Here is a 21,672-nt window from a genome sequence, read left to right on the forward strand (position 1 = left end):
TTCCTGGAAGCAAAGCGCCAAAGCGATTTTTTTCCGTGCTATCAGATGCTTGCGTCGATTACAGCGGTACGCCGAGACGGTTGGCGACTTCTTCGTAGGCTTCGATAACGTCACCGAGGCCCTGGCGGAAGCGGTCTTTATCCATCTTCTTGCGGGTGTCTTTGTCCCACAGGCGGCAGCCGTCCGGGCTGAATTCGTCGCCCAGGACGATGGAGCCGTCGTGGAACACACCGAATTCCAGTTTGAAGTCCACCAGCAGCAGGCCGGCGTCGTCGAACAGTTTGCTCAGGACGTCGTTGACCTTCAGCGACAGTTCTTTCATGCGCGCCAGTTGTTCAGCGGTGCCCCAACCGAATGCCACGACGTGGGATTCGTTGATGAACGGGTCGCCCTTGGCGTCGTCTTTCAGGAACAGTTCGAAGGTGTAAGGATTGAGTTTGAGGCCCTCTTCCACGCCCAAACGCTTCACCAGGCTGCCGGCCGCGTAGTTACGCACGACGCACTCGACCGGAATCATGTCGAGTTTTTTCACCAGGCATTCGTTGTCGCCCAGCAGTTTGTCGAATTGGGTCGGAATGCCGGCCGCTTCGAGCTTCTGCATGATGAAGGCGTTGAACTTGTTGTTCACCATGCCTTTGCGGTCGAGCTGTTCGATGCGCTTGCCGTCGAACGCCGAGGTGTCGTTGCGAAACAGCAGGATCAAGCGGTTGGCGTCGTCGGTCTTGTAAACCGATTTGGCTTTGCCGCGGTAGAGTTCTTCACGTTTTTCCATGATGGGCTCCGCTTGCTAAGTAGGTGGGCTAGGCGATGTGTCGCCAGTCGAGCCCTGAATCTTGATCGGCCAGTTGCAGCCAGTCCGGGTCGCACCCTAGGGTGTCGACAAAACATTGCCGGGCCAGCTGCGGCAGGTTGTTCTTGCTGCTCAGGTGGGCCAGGACCAGGTGTTGCAGGTCTTGCCAGCCCAACTCATACACCAGGTACGCCGCCTGGTGGTTGTTCAAATGTCCAAACTGCCCGCCGACCCGCTGCTTGAGAAAGGCCGGGTAGTGGCCACGCGCAAGCAGGTCACGGCAGTGGTTGGACTCGATCATCAATGCGTCGAGGTCCCGGTAACCGTCCAGCACCTTGGCGCAGTACGAACCCAGGTCAGTGAGCAGGCCGAAGCGCCGCTCACCGTCACTGAATACGTATTGCGTCGGTTCCTGGGCATCGTGGGCCACTTCAATCACATCGATGCTCAAGGCACCGATCTGCAATTGTTCGCCACCGGCCAGCAAACCTGCGGGTTCAATCGGTTTGCGCATCCCGCGCAAGGTGCCGCGACTCAGGTACACCGGAAGATTGTAGCGCCGAGACAGCAAACCCACGCCATGCACGTGGTCGGCATGTTCGTGGGTCACCAGAATCGCGCTCAGCTGCGCGGGGTGAACCCCCAGGCGCAGCAGGCGCCGCTCGGTTTCCCGCAGTGAGAAACCACAATCCACCAGGACGTACGTGTCGTCATGGGCTACAAGCGTGCCGTTCCCTTGGCTACCGCTGCCGAGAACGGCAAAACGCATCGGATCAGCCCAGGTTGTCCTGAATCACGCCCAACACTTTGCGTGCCACTTCTGCCGGCGCCACGGTGTTGATGTTCTTCTCGACGGTGACTTGCACGCTTTCGCCTACCTTGCTCAAACGAACCTGGTAACGCTCGGCGCGGGTCTCGATCTCTTCCTTGGTCGGCTTGCTGCCGAACAACTTGCTGAAGAAACCTGGCTCGTCGTCTTTCTTCTCGGCTTTTTCGGCCAGGTTGATGTAGTACAGGCCCAGGCTGCGGTTGATGTCTTCAACGCGCCATTCGCCGTGCTCCAGCGCGCGGCCGACACTCGACCAGGCGCGGTCCAGGTCTTCACCCAGGTTGAGCACCACGTTGCCGCTGCCGTCTTCGCTGAGGCTGACGCGGCTAGGTGTGTCAAAGCTACCGGCGGCGAGCAGGGAGACGGAACCGCCCTTCTCGGAAATACGGCTCATGCTGGCGAGCATTTCGTCGACCAGGGCAGCGTCCACGCCGGTGTTGACCGAACGTGGGGTGAAGTCGACGTTGGCGGTGCTGCCGGCAGGACGCTCGGCGCTGACTACGTAGACCTCACTGGTGTTGCGTTGCACGCCTGGCTCGATACGCACGCGGATGCGGGCTTCGCTGTCATTGGCTACGCCACCGGCCTGCAGGCGCTTGGCCATGGATGCCGACAGTTCGCTGGTGTGCTGCCACGCGGTGGTGAACTCACCGGTCTGCGGGCGTTGTTCGTCAATGCGGAAACCGTTGTCCTGGAAGAACTGCACCGCCACCGGCCAGACTTCGGCAGGTGGGCGTTGGGCCATGACCCAACGGGTGTCGCCGCTCTTCTGCAGGCTGTAGTCGCTGGCATCGGCCACGGCCGACAGCGGCTGTGGACGCGGCACTTCGTATTCACCCTTGAAGGTGTCGTCGGCCACGTTGCGCGGAATCGGCAGCAACGGGTCAAGGCGCTTGGCGACATTGACGTCCGACGGCAATTTCATCGGGGCGGTTTGTTGGGCTTCCAGGTAATCGCTACCGCGGTCGCGGAAGTAGCCTTCCGGGCCCCAGATCCAACCGCAGCCACTGGTGCTGGAGATAATCAAGGCAAGTGCGGAAAGTCCGGCCAATCGCTTCATGCGTAGTGCTTCCTCAATTAAACCAGGACGCCGGACTGGCGCAGGGCCTGTCGCAGCGGTTCGTGACAGGCTTCGCTGAGCCAGGTGAGCGGCAGACGGATACCGTCCGGCATCAGGCCCATCTCATGCAGCGCCCATTTCACGGGGATAGGGTTGGATTCGATAAACAGGGTTTTGTTGAGCGGTGCCAGTTGTTCGTGGATCGCCCGGGCCTTGACCGCATCACCGGCGATGGCCGCGGCACACAGCTCGCTCATGGCGCGCGGTGCAACGTTGGCAGTCACCGAGATGTTGCCTTTGCCGCCCAGCAGGATCAGCTCGACCGCCGTGGCGTCGTCACCGGAATACACCAGGAAGTCGCTGCTGACGCCGGCCAGGATGTCCTTGGCGCGCTGCAGGTCACCGGTGGCTTCCTTGATACCGATGATGTTCGGTACGGTGGACAGGCGGATCACGGTCTCGGCCTTCATGTCGCAGGCGGTGCGACCGGGTACGTTGTAGAGGATCTGCGGGATATCGACCGCTTCGGCAACGGCGCGGAAGTGCAGGTACAGGCCTTCCTGGGTCGGCTTGTTGTAGTACGGCGTCACCAGCAGGCAGGCATCGGCGCCGGCTTTCTTGGCGTTGCGGGTCAATTCGATCGCTTCGCGGGTCGAATTGGCGCCCGTGCCGGCGATGACAGCAATGCGCCCTGCAACGCGCTTGACCACGAACTCGATCACTTCGATGTGTTCTTCCACATCCAGTGTGGCCGATTCACCTGTGGTGCCGACCGCCACGATGGCGTTGGTGCCCTCTTGCAGGTGGAAGTCCACCAGTTTGCCCAGGCTGTCCCAGTCGAGATTACCTTGTGCATCCATGGGTGTGACCAGTGCCACCATACTGCCCGCAATCATGCAACCGCTCCTGCCGGAAAAAGAGAGCGGTAATGGTACTGGCGCCAAGATGCTTGTACAAGCGAAGTACCGCCTGAGGATGCGTTCTGGATCAACTTAGTTCGCGGCAGCGCCATCATTCTGCCAAAGCGGGGTTTGATGAAGCTGATTACGTAATGAAAACGCCACCTCCTAGCCCTTGGCGATGGTTTTCGCTACCCTTCATCCTTTGATTGATACCGCTTGCATCGTATCGACCGCTCATCGCTTTAGGAAGGCTGCATGTCCACCCCCACAGTCCGCGAACAATTCCTTGTCATCAGTGCCCTTGGCGCCAACCCCATGGAGCTGACTAACGTCCTGTGCCGCGCCAGCCATGAAAACCGCTGCGCCGTCGTGACCTCCCGCCTGACCCGCCATGGCGAGTGCAGTGCGCTGGTCCTGCAGATTTCCGGGACCTGGGATGCCCTGGCCCGCCTTGAAACCGGGTTACCGGGTTTGGCGAAGAAACATGACTTCACGGTCAACGTGGTGCGCAGCGCCGCCCTGGAAAACCGTCCACAGGCCCTGCCCTACGTGGCCTATGTCAGTTCGGCCTACCGCTCGGACATCGTCAACGAGCTGTGCCAGTTCTTTATCGACCACAACGTCGAGCTGGAAAACCTGACCTGCGACACCTATCAGGCTCCGCAGACCGGCGGCACCATGCTCAACGCCACCTTTACCGTGACCTTGCCGGCCGGCGTACAGATCAGTTGGCTGCGCGACCAATTCCTGGATTTCGCCGATGCCCTGAACCTCGACGCACTGATCGAGCCTTGGCGCCCACAGAACCCTATGTAAGGAAGTCTTCATGTCTGTAGTGATCGACCAACCGGTAGCCGACTTCGAAGCCCAGGCCACCAGCGGGCAAACCTTCAGCCTCGCCGGGCTCAAGGGCAAGCAAGTGGTGATCTACTTCTACCCGAAAGACAGCACCCCGGGCTGCACCACTGAAGGCCAGGGCTTCCGTGACCAGCATGCCGCGTTCAAGGCGGCCAACACCGAGGTGTTTGGCGTGTCCCGGGACAGCGTGAAGTCCCACGAGAACTTCAAGGCCAAGCAGGAATTCCCCTTTGAGCTGATCAGCGACAAGGACGAAGCGGTTTGCCAGCTGTTTGATGTGATCAAGCTGAAGAAGCTGTATGGCAAGGAATACCTGGGTGTTGATCGCAGCACCTTCCTGATCGACAAGAATGGCGTACTGCGCCAGGAATGGCGCGGTGTGAAAGTGCCGGGCCATGTGGATGCAGTGCTCGAAGCGGCGCAGGCGCTGAACCAGGCTTGAATCACCTGCTGGCTTTGAAATAGCTATCGCAGGCAAGCCAGCTCCCACCTGTGATCATTGTTCGACAGGACAACTCAGTCAATGTGGGAGCCGGGCTTGCCCGCGATGAGGCCTGCACCGGCACCACAAATATCAGAGTAACGGCGCCACCACCGGCTCCTGCCGAGGCCAGGCATCCAGCACCGCCTTGAACAGCGTCGCCAGGGGAATCGCAAAGAACACCCCCCAGAAGCCCCACAATCCGCCAAACAACAACACCGCACAGATGATCGCCACCGGATGCAGGTTCACCGCCTCGGAGAACAGCAGCGGCACCAGCACGTTGCCGTCCAGCACCTGGATGATGCCGTACACCGCCATCAGGTAGATGAACTGATCACTCCAGCCCCACTGGAACAGCGCGATCAACATCACCGGCACCGTCACCACCACCGCGCCAACGTATGGCACCACCACTGAAACACCCACCAGCAGCGCCAACAGGGCAGCGTAGTTAAGCCCCAGCGCGACAAAACCGATGTAAGTGACGCCACCGCAGATAAAGATCTCGATAACCTTGCCGCGGATGTAGTTGGCAATCTGCCGGTTCATTTCCTCGGCGACCCGGGTAATCAGCGCACGCTCACGGGGCAGATAGCCACGCACCCAGCGACCGATCATCTCGCGGTCCTTGAGGAAGAAAAACACCAGGATCGGCACCAGTACCAGGTAGATCATGATGTTGACCAGCAGCGGCAAGCTCGAAAGGGAAAAGGTCAGCGCCCATTGTCCGAACTTTCCGATTTCGCCGCGAGCCACTTCAATGGCCTGCAGGACCTGCTCGTCCGACACCAAATGCGGATAGCGCTCAGGCAACAGCAGCAGCAATGACTGCCACTTGGCGAGCATGCCCGGTAGCTCGTTGAACAAGGTGATCAACTGGTGCCACAGCAAAGGCACCACGATCACGATAAATACCAGCAACAGCCCCATGAACAAGGCAAACACCAGGCCCACCGCTGCCCCACCCGGCAAGCGCAGACGCTCCAGGATGGAGACCAGGCCTTGCATCAGGTACGCCAGCACCATCCCCGCCAGTACCGGCGCCAGCATGCCGCCCAAAGTGAGCACGGCCGTAAAGGCAAGAAACAGCAGGACGGCCAGCACCACGGCTTCTTCGTCGGAGAAGTAGCGCTGAATCCAGTCACGTAACACTTTGAACATCAATAAACCTCAGGCGATAAGGACAGCATATTCAAGCGATTCAGGCCTTGCGCAACCAGTAACGATAGACGCCCGCTTCGTCTTCTTCATGCAGCAGGGTGTGGCCGGCCAGCTTGGCAAACGTACGAAAGTCCCGCTGGGAGCCAGCGTCCGTGGCGATCACCTTGAGCACTGCGCCGCTGGCCAGCCGATTGAGCTCCAGCTTGGCCTTGAGCAACGGCAGCGGGCAGTTAAGGCCACTGGCATCCAGTTCGGCATCGAAGGCTACAGCGTCGGTCATGGTCTAACTCCGGGTGGGCGTCGAGGGCGCTTAGAATATCTGGTCCGAAGCTCAGTGTCCGGCTACAGTAAGCTCTTTGTCGAAAGGCTTTGTGCATGACTTTTTTGCGCCCTACCCTGCTGACGCTGGCTTGCCTGCTTGCCTCTCCAGGCTTCGCCGACGACCTGCCGTCACTTGGCGACGCCAGTTCTGCCATTGTCTCGCCAAAACAGGAATACGATCTGGGTCGGGCATGGCTGGCCTACCTGCGTGGCCAGGTCTCGCAACTCAACGACCCGCAGCTCAAGGATTACGTCGAATCCAGCGTTTATAAGCTGGTGGAAACCAGCCAGGTCAATGACCGGCGCCTGGAATTCATTCTGATCAACAGCCCGCAGTTGAACGCCTTTGCCGCACCGGGCGGTATCGTCGGGGTCAACGGCGGCCTGTTCCTCAACGCCCAGACCGAAGGCGAATATGCCTCGGTACTGGCCCACGAACTGGCTCACTTGTCCCAACGTCACTTCGCACGAGGCGTGGAAGCACAGCAGCGCATGCAGATCCCGATGATGGCTGCGCTGCTCGGCGGCATCATCGCTGCCGCCGCTGGCGCAGGCGATGCGGGCATTGCCGCGATCGCCGGCAGCCAGGCCGCCGCGATCCAGGAGCAACGGCGCTTTTCCCGGCAAAACGAGCAAGAGGCTGACCGCATCGGCATTCTCAACCTGGAGAAAGCCGGCTACGACCCACGGTCCATGCCAACCATGTTCGAGCGCTTGATGCGCCAGTACCGTTTCGATGCCAAGCCGCCTGAATTCCTGCTGACTCACCCGGTAACCGAATCGCGGATCGCCGACACCCGCAACCGTGCGGAGCAAGCCAAGCTGGGTGGCATTGAGGACAGCCTGCGCTATCAACTGATCCGTGCTCGAGTGCAACTGTATTACGAAGACACCCCGGGGCTGGCCGCCAAACGTTTCCAGGCCCAGCTGGATGAAAATCCGAAGAACGATATCGCGCGTTATGGCCTCGCCATCGCTCAGATCAAGGGCGCCCAGTTCAACCTGGCCCGGGAAAACCTCAAGCCGCTGCTGGCCAAGGCGCCCAACGACATCACCTACAACCTGGCGCAGATCGAGCTGGACATGACCAACAATCGCCTGCCGGATGCCCAGCAGCGTACGGACCGAATGTTGACGCAATATCCAGGCAACTATCCGCTGAACCAGGTTCGTGTGGATCTGCTGCTCAAGCAGAACCGCAACGCTGACGCGGAAAAAGCCCTGGAAGGATTGTTGAAGTCTCGCCCGGACGATCCGGACGTCTGGTACCAGGTTGCGGAAACCCGTGGCTTGTCGGGCAATATCATCGGCCTGCATCAGGCCCGGGCCGAGTACTTCGCGCTGGTGGGAGATTTCAAGCAGGCCATCCAGCAATTGGATTTCGCCAAGCGTCGCGCCGGCAGCAACTTCCCGCTTTCGTCACGTATCGACGCACGCCAGCGTGAACTGATCGACCAGGAACGCATGATCAAAGACATGATGGGCTAAACCTTTCAGCCACAAAAAAGCCCCGCTCTCGAACATCGAGAGCGGGGCTTTTTATTGGACTAGCGGATTACTCGGCCAGTTTGAAGGTAATGAAGCTGGCACGCCCCTGACGCAGGACGCGCATCGACACCGAACGGTTCTTCGGCAGCGCCTTGGCGATGTCGGTGAACTCTTTGGTGGAGTTGATAGCCTGGTTGTTCAGGTGGGTGATGACATCACCTGGTTGCAGGCCGATCAGGGAGGCAGGACCGTCCTGGACTTCCTTGATCACTACACCGCTCTTGAGGTCGAAGCTCTTTTTCTGCTCGTCGGTCAACTCGACTACAGCAATGCCCAGGCGATTGCTGCTGCGCTCTGCACCCGGCTTGCTGTTGCCCAGCGCATCCAGCGCCGCGCCTTCTTCCGGGATCGCACCGACGGTCAGTTCGACGTTCTGGCGCTTGCCGTCACGAATCACTTCCAGCTTGGCCTTGCTGCCGGCCTTGAGCGCGCCCACCAGGTGTGGCAAGTCCGCAGACATGACGATCGGCTGGCCGTTCATGCTCAGGATCACGTCACCGACTTGCAGGCCACCTTTGGCAGCAGGGCCATCGTCCTGGATCTGCGCGACCAGGGCACCGGCCGGCTTGTCGAGACCGAAGGATTCAGCCAGGTCCTTGTTCACTTCCTGGATCACCACGCCCAGCCAGCCGCGGCTGACTTTGCCACCGGTTTTCAGCTGGTTCGAAACGTCCATGGCCACATCGATCGGAATCGCGAACGAAACGCCCATGAAACCACCGGAGCGGGTGTAGATCTGCGAGTTGATGCCAACGACTTCACCCGCCAGGTTGAACAACGGACCGCCGGAGTTGCCCGGGTTGATCGGCACGTCGGTCTGGATGAACGGCACGTAGTTTTCGTTCGGCAGGCTGCGACCGATGGCACTGACGATACCCTGGGTCACAGTATGGTCAAAACCAAACGGCGAACCGATGGCGACGACCCATTGGCCGGCTTTCAGGTCCTGGGATTTGCCCAGTTTCAGCACCGGCAGGTCCTTGCCTTCGATTTTCAGCAGGGCCACGTCGGAACGTGGGTCGGTGCCCACCAGCTTGGCTTTCAGCTCACTGCGGTCCGCCAGGCGCACCAGGATCTCGTCGGCGTCGGCAATCACGTGGTTGTTGGTGAGGATGTAGCCGTCAGGCGAGATGATGAAGCCCGAGCCCAGGGACTGGGCCTCACGCTGGCCGCCACCACCGCCACGCGGCGTGCGCGGCTGGGGCATGCCGCGTTCGAAGAACTCCCGCAGCATCGGCGGCAGGCCTTCCAGGTCGGGCATCTGCTGGTTGGAGACCTTACGATCCGGCAGCTTCTGCGTAGTACTGATGTTCACCACGGCAGGCGACGCCTGCTCCACCAGCTGGGTGAAGTCAGGCAGCTCGGCCGCTTGCGCGGTAACGGCCTGACCCAGCACCAGCACCGTGGCGACTATGGATAGGTAAGACTTCAAACGTGGTATCGACATACAGCTCCCGTTACGACGAGCAGGGTTGAGCGACAGGGTTCAATAAACGCCGAAAAACTGCGACCGACATTTTTGTTCCGCGAACAAAACAAGGCCAGGGCCGTTAAGCCCTGACCTATAAAAAACATAGGGGATATTAGCAAGTGAAAAAAATGATCCAGACATTTCATGCTCTCGGCAGAGGCAGGCATCGACTATCTCCTGCGCAACATTGAAATATCAGGATGAACATAGGATTAACAACTCAAGGCTTGGCGGGCACGGTGCCACTGCGTAGTGACAGCGCAATTCGCTCGGCGGTGCCAATCGGAATCTCGCCGACGACGGTCACCATCACCTCGCCTTCCAGGGTATTCAACCGCCGTGAAACGGCGACTGTCGGGCCCAACTGGGTGCGGGTTTCGTTTACGGTCGCACCGTTAAGCGGCTCCAGGAATACCGAAAAACGCGCCAGACCATCGTCATACATCAGACTGCTGACGGTTACCTTGGTGTGGGAGTCTTTATGGGCACTGCTGTTGACCAGCTGAAAGCCTGGCGGCAACCAGTCGAGGCGCCAATCCTGAGGGATCTCGACCTCCGGGGCCTTGGCGTTGGTCACCGCCACCGGCGTGCATTCGCCACTGGGCTGCAAATCACGATCGTCAGGCACCGATGTATTGAGCTGGGTGAACTGGAAACGCTCCAGCAACTGGCCCTGGTCGTTAAGCAACAATGACTTCAATGGCAGCGCAGTTTCACGATCCAGATGCAGCTCAAAACCATAACGGTATTGATCGCGGGGGGTCACGGAGACGATCACCGCATTCCGACCGGCCACGCGCGATTTGCCGATGACGGCAAGATCGTAGAACGCTTTGAGTTTTTGCGGATCAAGGGTACGCGCAGAGGTATTGGGGGAGCCCCCAAGCCCGGCAACCAGCGTGCCGCTCACGCATTGGGTACGGCCATCGACGCGCAGAACTTCCTGGGCAGAACCATCGAGCTGCAAAAGCCGCTCACGGACCTGACCATTCTGGACACGATGCCAGATGTCATGGGTAGAAAAACTACCGTTACGCTCGTAGATGAAGGTGCCCTGAAAGCTTTGCTGCTGCTCCGCCCGCCCAAGACGCGTCAGCCAGTCTTGGGCTTCATCGGCATGGGCGGGGACTGCAAACCAGCCACTGAGCAAAAGCGCAAGGAGCGGTATGGCGCGCATAAAGCTCCTTGGCGGACTAGCGGTTTTCCAGGCTTGCAGCGCGAGCGTAAGGCAGAGCGCTTTCAGTGCCTTTCAAGGCCGATTCCTGTGCGTGTTGGCGCAGGTAGCCTGGAAGACGCTGATCCTGCCAGCCGGATTGCCCTTGAAGTACACCGTTGGCCATAGGCCCGGTGGTATCGGAGCTTTCCTTGTAGCCGGCCAGTACGGCTGGACCCTTGACCTGCGGGCCGGCCATGACCGGTTGCTGGGTCTGTTGGGCCAGTTCGGCACCGGCGATTTCGTCCTGGTTGTACAGGCGAACACCTGCCAATACAGCGACGGTCACCGAAGCAGCGACTGCCAGACGGCCCAGGCTACGCCAAGGACCGCGAGCAGCTTTTGCCGGAACGGCTTCATCAGCCAGTGCAGCAGAAACGGCCGCAGCAATATCCAGACGAGGGATTAGAAGATCCTTGTGCATCACCGCCCGAGCGACTTGGTAACGAGACCAGGTATCACGGGTTTCGGCATCATCAAACGCATTAAGCACTCGACGAAGTTCCAGTTCATCCGCTTCGTTATCCATCACTGCGGACAGCGATTCCTGCAGGGCATCACGACTCATGGCGGTTCCTCTCTTGGCTGTCGCCGCTGTCTCAGTTTTCCTGCAACAACGGCTGCAGGGCTTTATCGATGGCTTCCCGAGCCCGGAAGATCCGGGAGCGTACGGTACCCACCGGACATTGCATGACGCTCGCAATGTCTTCGTAACTCAGACCATCGAATTCACGTAAAGTTAACGCCGTACGCAAATCTTCTGGCAGTTGTTGAATAGTGCGATGGACGGTTCCTTCGATCTCGTCGCGCAGCAATGCACGCTCCGGCGACTCGAGATCCTTGAGGCCGTGATCACCATCATAAAATTCAGCATCTTCCGAACTAACATCACTATCCGGCGGGCGGCGACCGCGAGAAACCAGATAGTTCTTCGCCGTGTTAATGGCGATGCGATACAGCCACGTGTAAAACGCACTGTCACCGCGGAAATTACCGAGTGCACGGTACGCCTTGATAAAGGCTTCCTGTGCAACGTCCTGCGCTTCATGGGTGTCGTGCACAAACCGCACGATCAACCCGAGAATTTTGTGCTGGTATTTCAGCACTAGCAGATCAAATGCCCGCTTGTCGCCGCGTTGAACGCGCTCGACCAGCTGCTGATCCTCTTCCTGGGTTAGCATGAACACTCCTCGTTGTACTTGAAGGAGGCTTGCATAACTAATCGATCAGGCTTGCAAACATAGACTCGGACTTTTCGCAAAAGTTCTCCCCCTCCAAGCAAGTTTCCGGCGCGCACTGATTTGGCACACACGAAAAACGCAGCGCGGGCAATGCCGGCTGCGCGAATAATCTGTCGCCAGTTTCCTGACGCGCCTGACACAGACGCGGCTCAGCAAATCCAGCGTGTTCCCAGCTTTCGGGCATCCTGCTATTGAGTCGGGGCCTATGCAAAAAGTTCCCATCCCAATCGCTGTCCGTTTCATGAAAGCCGTGCAGTTCGTTGCCCGTAGTCTCACAATGCCACGAATGCCCGGCTATTGTGCCGCTCCCCCCCTCTATATACTAGTGGGCCGTGTCACCCTTTGATTCGCCGATCCAGGCGTCCTGTTTGCGCCCCCCTACGGATCGCTTTTTGCGGAATCCTTCAAATGAGCCAACAGTTTCAACACGATGTCCTGGTGATTGGCAGCGGCGCCGCGGGCTTGAGCCTTGCACTGACCCTGCCGGGCCACCTGCGCATAGCCGTACTGAGCAAGGGCGACCTCGCCAATGGCTCGACGTTCTGGGCCCAGGGCGGTGTCGCCGCGGTGCTCGATGACACCGACACGGTGCAATCCCACGTCGAAGACACCCTGAATGCCGGCGGCGGCCTGTGCAATGAAGAGGCGGTGCGCTTCACCGTCGAGCATAGCCGCGAAGCCATCCAGTGGCTGATCGACCAGGGCGTGCCCTTCACCCGCGACGAACATTCCGGCACCGACGACGGCGGCTTCGAGTTCCACCTGACCCGCGAAGGCGGCCACAGCCATCGGCGCATCATCCATGCCGCCGACGCCACCGGCGCCGCGATCTTCAAGACCCTGCTCGCCCAGGCCCGGCAACGCCCCAACATCGAACTGCTGGAACAGCGGGTCGCCGTCGACCTGATCACCGAAAAGCGCCTTGGCCTGCCGGGCGAACGCTGCCTCGGCGCCTACGTGCTCAACCGGGCCAGCGGCGAAGTCGACACCTACGGCGCGCGCTTCACCATTCTCGCCTCGGGCGGCGCAGCGAAGGTCTACCTCTATACCAGCAACCCCGACGGCGCCTGCGGTGACGGCATTGCCATGGCCTGGCGTTCGGGCTGCCGAGTGGCGAACCTGGAATTCAACCAGTTCCACCCCACTTGCCTGTATCACCCGCAGGCCAAGAGCTTCCTGATCACCGAAGCCCTGCGCGGCGAAGGCGCACACCTGAAGCTGCCCAACGGCGAACGTTTCATGCAGCGCTTCGACCCACGAGCAGAACTGGCCCCGCGGGATATCGTCGCCCGGGCCATCGACCATGAAATGAAGCGCCTGGGCATCGACTGCGTCTACCTGGACATCAGCCACAAGCCCGAAGCCTTCATCAAGACCCATTTCCCGACGGTCTACGAGCGCTGCCTGGCGTTCAACATCGACATCACCAAGGGCCCGATCCCGGTCGTCCCGGCGGCGCACTACACCTGCGGCGGCGTGATGGTCGACCAGAACGGCCGCACCGACGTGCCCGGCCTGTACGCCATCGGCGAAACCAGCTTCACCGGCCTGCACGGCGCCAACCGCATGGCCAGCAATTCGTTGCTGGAGTGTTTCGTGTACGCCCGCTCCGCCGCCGCCGACATCCTTGAACAGCTGCCGCGCATCCCGGTGCCGGCCGCCCTGCCCCGCTGGGACGCCAGCCAGGTGACCGATTCGGACGAAGACGTGATCATCGCCCACAACTGGGACGAGCTGCGGCGCTTCATGTGGGACTACGTGGGCATCGTGCGCACCAACAAGCGCCTGGCGCGGGCGCAGCACCGGGTTCGACTGTTGCTGGATGAGATCGACGAGTTCTACAGCAACTATAAAGTCAGCCGCGACCTGATCGAGCTGCGCAACCTGGCCCAGGTGGCGGAACTGATGATCCGCTCGGCCATGGAGCGCAAGGAAAGCCGGGGATTGCATTACACCCTCGACTACCCGCAAATGCTGCCCGAAGCGCGCGACACTATTCTGGTGCCAACCACCTACGGCGGCTGAACTTCAAGCGCACCCGCAGGCGCCGATGCACATCGGTAGCCTGCGAATCCCGTGGCACGCAGATCGAACGCACCCGCCAGTCACCCTGCACCCGAAAGCGCAGCACCACGATCAACGGCAACGCCAGGCTGTCGGGGCGCAGTTGCACGCTGTGCCAGCCACGCGCGGCGCTCCACAACTGCCAGCCATCCTCGTCGCGACGCAGGCCACGGATCGACGAACGGCGAGTCAGCAGGATATGACGCGGCAATACCCAACCGGCATGGGCCAGGCACAACAAGGCGCCAAAGGCTCCGAACCACCGGGACACATCGAGAAACCACAGCGCACCCAGTGCGAACGCCTGGGCGAAAAGATAAGCCGCCAGCAACTGCCCGGAGGCGTGCCAGCGGCATTCGAACGTATTACTTGGGCTGGACACGATCCAGAATCATCCGAACCATGCGCTGCAGCTCCGGGTCTTCCGATTCGGCGCGTTCCATGAACCAGCCGAACATGTCCTGATCCTCGCATTCCAGCAGCTTGCGGTAGCAGTCGCGGTCGACGTCGTTGAGGTGCGGATAGACCTCCCTGACGAACGGTACCAGCAACACGTCCAGTTCAAGCATGCCGCGGCGGCTGTGCCAGTAGAGGCGATTGAGTTCTACATCTTCGACCATGGAGCGCTCCTCAAATAGAGCGCAAGTATACAGGCCGAAGCTGCCTGGAACAGTCGGCTTTGGTCGGCCATACGGAAACTATCCATTTGCCGGGCGCCCCTCTATGATGCACTCATGACTTTTTAACCTGCGATGACCCATGGCTGACTCTGCTTTTTTCTGCCCCCTGTCCCACGAAGGCGTTCTCGCCGTCCGCGGTTCCGACGCTGCCAAGTTCCTCCAGGGACAACTGACCTGCAACCTCAACTACCTGAGTGACACCCAGGCCAGCCTGGGCGCGCGCTGCACCCAGAAAGGGCGCATGCAGTCGAGCTTCCGCATCCTGCTGCAAGGCGATGGCGTGTTGCTGGCCATGGCCACCGAACTGCTGGAGCCACAACTGGCGGACCTGAAAAAGTACGCCGTGTTCTCCAAATCCAAACTCACCGACGAAAGCGCTGCCTGGGCGCGTTTCGGTGTGTCGGATGCCGATCAGGTACTGGCCGGCCTCGGCCTCCAACTACCCGCCGAGACCGACAGCGTGGTGCGCAGCGACGACTTGATCGCCATCCGCGTATCGCCGGGCCGCGCCGAACTCTGGGCCCCCGCCGCCCAAGCTCAAACCCTGCACAGCCAACTCGCCGCACAATTGAACGAAGGTGAACTGAACCAATGGCTGCTGGGCCAGATCCGTGCCGGTATCGGCCAGGTCATGCCCCAGACCCGCGAACTGTTCATCCCGCAGATGCTCAACCTGCAAGCCGTCGGCGGCGTCAGCTTCAAGAAAGGCTGCTACACCGGCCAGGAAATCGTCGCGCGCATGCAGTATTTGGGCAAACTCAAGCGTCGCCTGTATCGCCTGCGCCTGAACGCCGGCGAGCTGCCTGAGCCCGGCACCCCACTGTTTTCCCCGAATCACAACAGCGCCATCGGCGAGGTGGTGCTTGCCGCCCGTGCCGATCAGGCGATTGAACTTCTAGCGGTGCTGCAAGCCGAAGCAGCAGAGAGTGGCGATGTGCATGTAGGCACGCTGGAAGGCCCGGGCCTTCAGTTGCTCGACCTGCCCTACCAGCTGGACCGTGATCGCGAGATCCAGCGCTGATCGTCGTACCTTTTTGCTACACCCTAGAGATCTTGAATGAACAAGCTGGCGGAAAAAGTCCAACAGGCGTTGGTTGTGGCCATCGATAACGATGACCTGGTTCTGCCAACGCTGCCGGAAGTGGCCCTGAACATTCGTCAGGCCGCCGAAGACCCGGACATCAGCATCAGCCATCTGAGCAAAGTGATCGGCCGCGACACCGCCTTGTCGGCGCGGCTGATCAAAGTGGTCAACAGCCCGCTGTTGCGCGCGACCCAGGAAGTCACCGACCTGCACACCGCCATCACCCGCCTGGGCACCAATTACAGCAGCAACCTGGCGATCGGCCTGGTGATGGAACAGATCTTCCACGCCCGTTCCGAAGTGGTCGAACAGAAGATGCGCGATGTCTGGCGGCGCAGTCTGGAAGTGGCCGGCGTGAGCTATGCGCTGTGCCGCAACCACAGCCAGTTGAAGCCTGACCAGGCGGCGCTGGGTGGTCTGGTGCACCAGATTGGCGTGCTACCGATCCTGACCTACGCCGAAGATCACTATGAACTGCTGTCCGATCCGGTCAGCCTCAATCACGTGATTGAAAGCATCCACCCGTTGTTGGGGGACAAGCTGCTGCGGCGCTGGGACTTCCCGGAAATGCTGGTGAACCTGCCGGCGCAGTACATGAACCTTGAGCGCGACTCCGAGCGCCTGGACTATATCGACCTGGTGCAGGTCGCCGTGTTGTATTGCCACCGCGGCACTGACCACCCGCTGGCCAGTGTGCCGATATCGACGGTACCTGCGATCAAGAAACTGCGACTCGACCCCTACAGCGACACCTTGCGCGCCGAGCTGGATGAAGCACGGTCGATGTTCTACTGATTACCCCGCGATAAAACTGACCCGCACTTTCAAACCCGCCAACTCTCCGTCATGCAAGCTGATCTGCGCCAGATGTGCCCGGCAGATCTCGCCAACAATCGCCAAACCCAAGCCCGCCCCCAAGCCCTGCTGGCTGCGCCGATAGAAGCGCTCGAACACTCGGTCCCGCTCATCCAGCGGGATGCCCGGGCCGTCATCTTCCACCTCAAGTACCGCCGGCGCCGTGACCCGCAAGATCACGTTGCCGCCCGGGGGCGTGTGGGCCAGGGCGTTGTCCACCAGGTTGCTCAACAACTCGTTCAACAAGGTGGGCTCGCCCCGCAGCCACACCGGTTCATCCGCCTCCAGCGCCAGGGCCACGCCACGCGCATGGGCCAGCGGCGCCATGGCCATGCCCAGCTCGCGAGCCAACTGGCTCAGGTCCAGCAACTGGGCCCCGCCTTCGGCAATCGCCCGGGCGCCGTTTTCGATGCGCGCCAGCGAGAGCAATTGATTGGCCAGGTGAGTCAGGCGATCAGTGCCCTGGGCTGCGGTTTCCAGGGTGGTGCGCCAGGTAGCCGGATCTTCGGCACGCAGGCCAAGCTCCAAGCGTGCCTTGAGCGCTGCCAACGGAGTGCGCAGCTCATGGGCGGCATCGGCAATAAACTGTGCCTGGCGCTCGAACTGCCCGCGCAGGCGTTCGGTGAAATGGTTGAGCGCATGTACCAGCGGGCCCAATTCATGCTGCACCTCCACCAGCGGCAATGGCCGCAGGTCATCGGGCTGACGCTCTTCCACGGCCGTGCGCAAGCGCTCCAACGGCCGCAGCGCCGCACTCACGGCAAAGAACACCAACAACAATGCACCGATGGCCAGCATCCCCAGGCGCAGCAAGGTATCGGCCATCAGGCTGCGCGCCATCGCCACCCGCGCCTCGTCGGTTTCGGCCACGCGGATTTCCGCCATGCCGTTCATGTTCGGCTCGGAGACTGCCTTGAGCAGGCTGACCACTCTCACGTTCTGGCCCTGATACCTGGCGTTATAAAAGCGCGCCAGCGCCGGATAGTCATCGGTGCGTGGAGTGCCCGGCGGCGGGCCCGGCAGGTTTTCGTAGCCGGAAATCAACTTCTGGTGAATATCGTTGACCTGGTAGTAGATCCGCCCGGCGCTGTCGTAGGCGAACGTATCCAGGGCGACGTAGGGCACATCGGCACTCAAGGTACCGTCGCGGTGGGACAGGCCGGCCGCAATGGTCCGCGCCGAGGCCAACAGCGTTCGGTCGTAAGCCGTGTCCGCCGCCTCGCGCCCATTCCAGTAAGCGCTCAAGCCGCTGGCAATCATCAACACCACCAGCAACAGCGCCAGGTTCCACAGCAGGCGCCAGCGCAGGCTGCTGGGCTTATGCATCGCGGGCTTCCAGCAGGTACCCCAGGCCACGGAAGGTGACGATGGCTACAGGCTGGCCATCGAGTTTCTTGCGCAGGCGGTGCACGTAGATTTCGATGGCATCGGGGCTGGCCTCTTCATCCAGGCCAAACACCTGGGAGGCCAGTTGCTCCTTGCTCATCACCCGGCCAGGACGCGCGATCAGCGCCTCAAGCACCGCCTGCTCGCGGGAGGTCAACGTCAGCAATTCGCCGCCCAGGGTGAAGCGCCGCGTGTCCAGGTCGTAAATCAGCACACCACACGCCTGTTGCCGCTCACCGCCCAGCACGCTACGGCGCAGCAGCGCCTTGACCCGGGCTTCCAGCTCCGTCAGTTCGAACGGCTTGGCCAGGTAGTCATCCGCGCCCAGGTTGAGGCCATGCACGCGGTCCTTCACATCGCTGCGTGCGGTCAACATCAACACCGGCAGATTTTTCCCACGGGCCCGCAGGCGCGCCAATACTTCAAAACCGTCCATGCGCGGCAGGCCCACATCGAGAATCGCCACCGCGTATTCCTCGCTGCTCAAGGCCAGGTCCGCCGCCACTCCGTCGTGCAACACGTCGACGGTCAAACCCGTGCTCTTGAGCGCCTGGGCGACACTTTCGGCTAGCTGCAAATGGTCTTCGACCAGAAGGACACGCATGGGTTTTTACCTCGTTCGGGGGTGGTCGGCGCCACGCTTTGCCGGGGAGTTTACAGGCGCGGCCTGCGCTGTGAAGCCCGAAAACATTGAAAGGCGACTGAAAGGTTAGTGAAAGCTTCGCCCTTTAGCATCCAGCCACGGTGGGTTTCGCCTGCCGAGCTATTTCACCCATAGCGCCCGAAAAACGCCTCGAAGCGTTTTCGCCAAAATAAGAACAATAACGGAGTACACCCACGATGCTGCGCACACAGCCGCCTGCTCGTTCTTCTCGTATCACCCAGACCGCCCTTGCCAGTGCCGCCGCCCTCGCCGGCTTTTCGCCCGCAGGCCAGGCCGCCTTTTTCGAGGACAGCACCGCCACCCTCGAAACCCGCAACATGTACTTCAACCGCGACTTTCGCGACGGCACCAGCGCACAACAATCCAAGCGCGACGAGTGGGCCCAGGGCTTCATGCTCAACCTGCAGTCGGGCTATACCGACGGTACCGTCGGCTTCGGCGTGGATGCGCTGGGCATGCTCGGGGTCAAGCTCGACTCCAGCCCCGACCGCACCGGCACCGGGCTGTTGCCGACCCACGACGACGGCCGCGCCGCCAACGAATATTCCAAACTCGGCCTGACCGGCAAAGTGAAGATCTCCGCCACCGAGCTGAAGATCGGCGCGCTGATCCCCGAATTGCCGATCCTCAAGCCCAACGACGGGCGCATCCTGCCGCAGACGTTTGACGGCGGCCTGCTCAGTTCCAGGGAATTCAAGAACCTGGTGTTCACCGGCGGCCGCCTGAACAAGGCCAAGGACCGCGACGACACCAACTACGAAGACATCGGCCTCAACAACAAGAACAGCCGCTTCCTCAGCGGCGCCACCGGCAAGCATTTCGACTTCGGCGGCGTGGACTACAAGTTCGCCGACAAGATCACCGGCAGCTACCACTTCGCCCAACTCGACGACGTGTACCGCCAGCATTTCCTCGGCCTCGTGGCCTCGCGCCCGATGGGCCCCGGCACCTTCGGCGCCGACCTGCGCCTGGCCGTCAGTGACGACACCGGCGCGGCGCGCGGCGGCAAGATCGACAACACCTCCCTCAACGGCCTCTTCAGCTATGCCCTCAATGGCCATAAGCTCAGCGCCGGTTACCAGCACATGTCCGGCGACAGCGCCTTTCCCTACGTGGACGGTAGCGATCCTTACCTTGTCAACTTCGTGCAGATCAACGACTTTGCCGGCGCCGAAGAACGCTCCTGGCAGGCTCGCTACGACTACGACTTCGCCAAGCTGGGGATTCCCGGCCTGAGTTTCATGAGCCGTTACCTGTCGGGTGACAACATCAAGCTCAAGAACGGCGAGACCGGCAAGGAGTGGGAACGCAACAGTGAGATCCGCTACGTGGTGCAAAGCGGCACGTTCAAGGACGTGGCCGTGCGTCTGCGCAATGCCACCTACCGTTCCAACTATTCGGCCCGTGATGCGGATGAAGTGCGCCTGCTGGTGAGCTACAGCGTCGCACTCTGGTAACAGCAACCTCATAACAACAATGATGGAGATGAACATGACCCTTTCACTGCGTAAATTTGCCCTGACGGCCAGCTGCATGCTGTTCGCCAGCCAACTGCTGGCCGCCGAGCCCAAGCGCCCGGAGTGCATCGCCCCGGCGTCCCCTGGCGGTGGTTTCGACCTGACCTGCAAACTGGCGCAGAGCGCGCTGGTCAACGAGAAACTGTTGAGCAAGCCGATGCGCGTGACCTACATGCCCGGCGGCGTGGGCGCGGTGGCCTACAACGCCGTCGTGGCGCAGCGTCCGGCCGACGCCGGCACGCTGGTGGCGTGGTCCAGCGGCTCGCTGTTGAACCTGGCCCAGGGCAAATTTGGCCGCTTCGATGAAAGCGCCGTGCGCTGGCTCGCGGCCGTCGGCACCAGCTACGGTGCCATCGCGGTGAAAAACGATTCGCCCTACAAAAACCTCGACGATCTGGTCAAGGCCCTGAAGAAAGATCCGGGCAGCGTGGTCATCGGTTCCGGCGGCACCGTCGGCAGCCAGGACTGGATGCAAACCGCCCTGATCGCCAAGGCCGCCGGCATCAACCCGCGTGACCTGCGCTACGTGGCACTGGAAGGCGGCGGCGAGATCGCCACCGCCCTGCTAGGCGGCCATATCCAGGTAGGCAGTACCGACATCTCCGACTCCATGCCGCACATCCTCAGTGGTGACATGCGCCTGCTGGCGGTGTTCTCCGACGAACGCCTGGACGAGCCGGAAATGAAGAACATCCCGACCGCCAAGGAACAAGGCTACGACATCGTCTGGCCGGTGGTGCGTGGCTTCTACCTCGGGCCAAAAGTCAGCGACGAAGACTATGCCTGGTGGAAAGACGCCTTCGACAAACTGCTGGCTTCCGAAGAGTTCGCCAAGCTGCGTGACCAGCGCGAGCTGTTCCCGTTCGCCATGACCGGCCCGGAGCTGGACACCTACGTGAAGAAACAGGTGGCTGACTACAAAGTGCTGGCCAAAGAGTTCGGCCTGATCCAGTAATCGCCCCTCTGTGGGAGCGGGCTTGCTCGCGAAAAACTTCAACGATGACGCGTGCTGCCTGTATAAACGCGACGTCCTGGCGTTCTTCGTGAGCAAGCTCGCGCCTACAAGAGTCTCCAAGGAGTTTCCCATGCTCTTACAACGCATTTTCGCCTCAGTGATGTTGCTGGTCTGTGCCGGCCTCGCACTGATGGCCTGGCCATATCAGGCGTCGTTTTCCTACGAGCCGGTAGGGCCTCGGGCCTACCCGCTGCTGATGCTCGGGCTGATGGGCCTGGGCCTGATCTACATGCTGTTTCGTCCACAGCCCACCAAGCACACAGAAGAAGAGCCCGCGCTGGACCGCCAGACCCTGATCAAGATCGGCATCTGCGTCGGGTTGCTGCTGGTGTTTGCCGGCACCTTCGAACCCTTGGGTTTCATCCTCAGCAGCATGCTGATCGGCATTCCGATGGCGCGCCTGTATGGCGGCCGCTGGATGCCCAGCGTGGTGATCGTGACCTTGATGAGCATCGGTCTTTACCTGCTGTTCGACAAGGCCATGGATGTACCGCTGCCGCTCGGCCTGCTTGAAGTTCTGGAGAACTGA

The 21,672-nt window shown here is 60.9% G+C and carries 23 protein-coding genes; 9 read left to right on the plus strand and 14 right to left on the minus strand.

Features of this window, described 5'->3' with window-relative positions; all coding sequences use genetic code 11:
- Positions 1-58: 58 nt before the first annotated feature.
- From purC to dapA, 4 genes are read right to left on the minus strand one after another with little or no spacing between them, the layout of a single operon-like run.
- On the minus strand, positions 59-772 hold the full coding sequence (gene purC, locus HX811_RS13870) for a phosphoribosylaminoimidazolesuccinocarboxamide synthase (RefSeq protein ID WP_003211975.1): 714 nt from the start codon (positions 770-772) through the stop codon (positions 59-61).
- 28 nt (positions 773-800) lie between these two features.
- Positions 801-1,559, minus strand: coding sequence for an MBL fold metallo-hydrolase (locus HX811_RS13875; protein ID WP_003211977.1), 759 nt, complete (start codon positions 1,557-1,559; stop codon positions 801-803).
- Between the two features lie 4 nt (positions 1,560-1,563).
- Complete coding sequence (gene bamC, locus HX811_RS13880) at positions 1,564-2,679, minus strand: outer membrane protein assembly factor BamC (RefSeq protein ID WP_134325890.1); 1,116 nt, start codon at positions 2,677-2,679, stop codon at positions 1,564-1,566.
- 17 nt (positions 2,680-2,696) lie between these two features.
- Positions 2,697-3,575: a 4-hydroxy-tetrahydrodipicolinate synthase gene (gene dapA, locus HX811_RS13885; protein WP_177046252.1), complete on the minus strand. Its 879-nt coding sequence runs from the start codon at positions 3,573-3,575 to the stop codon at positions 2,697-2,699.
- Positions 3,576-3,836: 261 nt separating this feature from the next.
- Between dapA and HX811_RS13890 the strand changes: the two genes are divergently transcribed.
- Together HX811_RS13890 and HX811_RS13895 are read left to right on the plus strand one after the other, a co-directional pair.
- Positions 3,837-4,397, plus strand: a complete 561-nt coding sequence (locus HX811_RS13890; protein ID WP_003172487.1) for a glycine cleavage system protein R — start codon at positions 3,837-3,839, stop codon at positions 4,395-4,397.
- Positions 4,398-4,407: 10 nt separating this feature from the next.
- Entirely contained in the window at positions 4,408-4,881 is a 474-nt protein-coding gene (locus tag HX811_RS13895; RefSeq protein ID WP_003211984.1) for a peroxiredoxin, read from the plus strand.
- 132 nt (positions 4,882-5,013) lie between these two features.
- Here the strand turns inward: HX811_RS13895 and HX811_RS13900 are convergent, their stop codons facing one another.
- Both HX811_RS13900 and HX811_RS13905 read right to left on the minus strand, forming a co-directional pair.
- On the minus strand, positions 5,014-6,084 hold the full coding sequence (locus tag HX811_RS13900) for an AI-2E family transporter (RefSeq protein ID WP_003211986.1): 1,071 nt from the start codon (positions 6,082-6,084) through the stop codon (positions 5,014-5,016).
- 40 nt (positions 6,085-6,124) lie between these two features.
- Positions 6,125-6,364: a sulfurtransferase TusA family protein gene (locus HX811_RS13905; RefSeq protein ID WP_003211989.1), complete on the minus strand. Its 240-nt coding sequence runs from the start codon at positions 6,362-6,364 to the stop codon at positions 6,125-6,127.
- Between the two features lie 95 nt (positions 6,365-6,459).
- On the opposite strand from HX811_RS13905, the gene HX811_RS13910 reads away from it, so the two are divergent.
- On the plus strand, positions 6,460-7,893 hold the full coding sequence (locus HX811_RS13910) for a M48 family metalloprotease (RefSeq protein WP_087692605.1): 1,434 nt from the start codon (positions 6,460-6,462) through the stop codon (positions 7,891-7,893).
- A gap of 67 nt (positions 7,894-7,960) precedes the next feature.
- Here the strand turns inward: HX811_RS13910 and HX811_RS13915 are convergent, their stop codons facing one another.
- From HX811_RS13915 to rpoE, 4 genes are all read right to left on the minus strand, one after another.
- Positions 7,961-9,400: a DegQ family serine endoprotease gene (locus HX811_RS13915; RefSeq protein ID WP_003211993.1), complete on the minus strand. Its 1,440-nt coding sequence runs from the start codon at positions 9,398-9,400 to the stop codon at positions 7,961-7,963.
- A gap of 244 nt (positions 9,401-9,644) precedes the next feature.
- A complete protein-coding gene (locus HX811_RS13920; RefSeq protein ID WP_003211995.1) occupies positions 9,645-10,601 on the minus strand; it encodes a MucB/RseB C-terminal domain-containing protein in 957 nt (318 codons plus the stop codon).
- A gap of 16 nt (positions 10,602-10,617) precedes the next feature.
- Entirely contained in the window at positions 10,618-11,205 is a 588-nt protein-coding gene (locus tag HX811_RS13925; RefSeq protein ID WP_003172479.1) for a sigma-E factor negative regulatory protein, read from the minus strand.
- A gap of 31 nt (positions 11,206-11,236) precedes the next feature.
- Positions 11,237-11,818 carry an RNA polymerase sigma factor RpoE gene (gene rpoE / locus HX811_RS13930; RefSeq protein WP_003172477.1) on the minus strand — a complete coding sequence of 194 codons (582 nt, stop codon included), beginning with the start codon at positions 11,816-11,818 and terminating at the stop codon, positions 11,237-11,239.
- 468 nt (positions 11,819-12,286) lie between these two features.
- Here rpoE and nadB point away from each other — a divergent pair, with 468 nt between their 5' ends.
- Entirely contained in the window at positions 12,287-13,903 is a 1,617-nt protein-coding gene (gene nadB, locus HX811_RS13935) for an L-aspartate oxidase (RefSeq protein ID WP_003211997.1), read from the plus strand.
- Here nadB and HX811_RS13940 read toward each other — a convergent pair.
- Positions 13,872-14,324, minus strand: coding sequence for a protein YgfX (locus HX811_RS13940; protein WP_177046254.1), 453 nt, complete (start codon positions 14,322-14,324; stop codon positions 13,872-13,874). The two genes, nadB and HX811_RS13940, sit on opposite strands and share 32 nt — an antisense overlap.
- Complete coding sequence (locus HX811_RS13945) at positions 14,308-14,562, minus strand: succinate dehydrogenase assembly factor 2 (protein ID WP_003212000.1); 255 nt, start codon at positions 14,560-14,562, stop codon at positions 14,308-14,310. Before HX811_RS13945 ends, HX811_RS13940 begins: the two co-directional genes overlap by 17 nt.
- 139 nt (positions 14,563-14,701) lie before the next feature.
- Here HX811_RS13945 and HX811_RS13950 point away from each other — a divergent pair, with 139 nt between their 5' ends.
- Together HX811_RS13950 and HX811_RS13955 are read left to right on the plus strand one after the other, a co-directional pair.
- Entirely contained in the window at positions 14,702-15,643 is a 942-nt protein-coding gene (locus HX811_RS13950) for a folate-binding protein YgfZ (protein ID WP_177046256.1), read from the plus strand.
- Positions 15,644-15,679: 36 nt separating this feature from the next.
- Positions 15,680-16,501 (plus strand): HDOD domain-containing protein, encoded by an 822-nt coding sequence (locus HX811_RS13955; protein ID WP_177046258.1) that lies wholly within the window; start codon positions 15,680-15,682, stop codon positions 16,499-16,501.
- Here HX811_RS13955 and HX811_RS13960 read toward each other — a convergent pair whose 3' ends face one another.
- Together HX811_RS13960 and HX811_RS13965 are read right to left on the minus strand one after the other, a co-directional pair.
- Positions 16,502-17,887 (minus strand): sensor histidine kinase, encoded by a 1,386-nt coding sequence (locus HX811_RS13960; protein WP_003212006.1) that lies wholly within the window; start codon positions 17,885-17,887, stop codon positions 16,502-16,504.
- On the minus strand, positions 17,880-18,551 hold the full coding sequence (locus tag HX811_RS13965; RefSeq protein ID WP_003212008.1) for a response regulator: 672 nt from the start codon (positions 18,549-18,551) through the stop codon (positions 17,880-17,882). Before HX811_RS13965 ends, HX811_RS13960 begins: the two co-directional genes overlap by 8 nt.
- Positions 18,552-18,787: 236 nt before the next feature.
- On the opposite strand from HX811_RS13965, the gene HX811_RS13970 reads away from it, so the two are divergent.
- The 3 genes from HX811_RS13970 (at position 18,788) to HX811_RS13980 (ending at position 21,672) form a co-directional block, all read left to right on the plus strand.
- A complete protein-coding gene (locus tag HX811_RS13970; RefSeq protein WP_177046260.1) occupies positions 18,788-20,068 on the plus strand; it encodes an OprD family porin in 1,281 nt (426 codons plus the stop codon).
- Positions 20,069-20,096: 28 nt separating this feature from the next.
- The gene (locus tag HX811_RS13975; protein WP_166742143.1) at positions 20,097-21,083 is read left to right on the plus strand and encodes a tripartite tricarboxylate transporter substrate binding protein; all 987 of its coding nucleotides are present in this window, start codon (positions 20,097-20,099) and stop codon (positions 21,081-21,083) included.
- Positions 21,084-21,213: 130 nt separating this feature from the next.
- A complete protein-coding gene (locus HX811_RS13980; RefSeq protein ID WP_008437838.1) occupies positions 21,214-21,672 on the plus strand; it encodes a tripartite tricarboxylate transporter TctB family protein in 459 nt (152 codons plus the stop codon).

The sequence above is a fragment of the Pseudomonas sp. F8002 genome (genome assembly GCF_013385495.1).
Taxonomy (GTDB): domain Bacteria; phylum Pseudomonadota; class Gammaproteobacteria; order Pseudomonadales; family Pseudomonadaceae; genus Aquipseudomonas.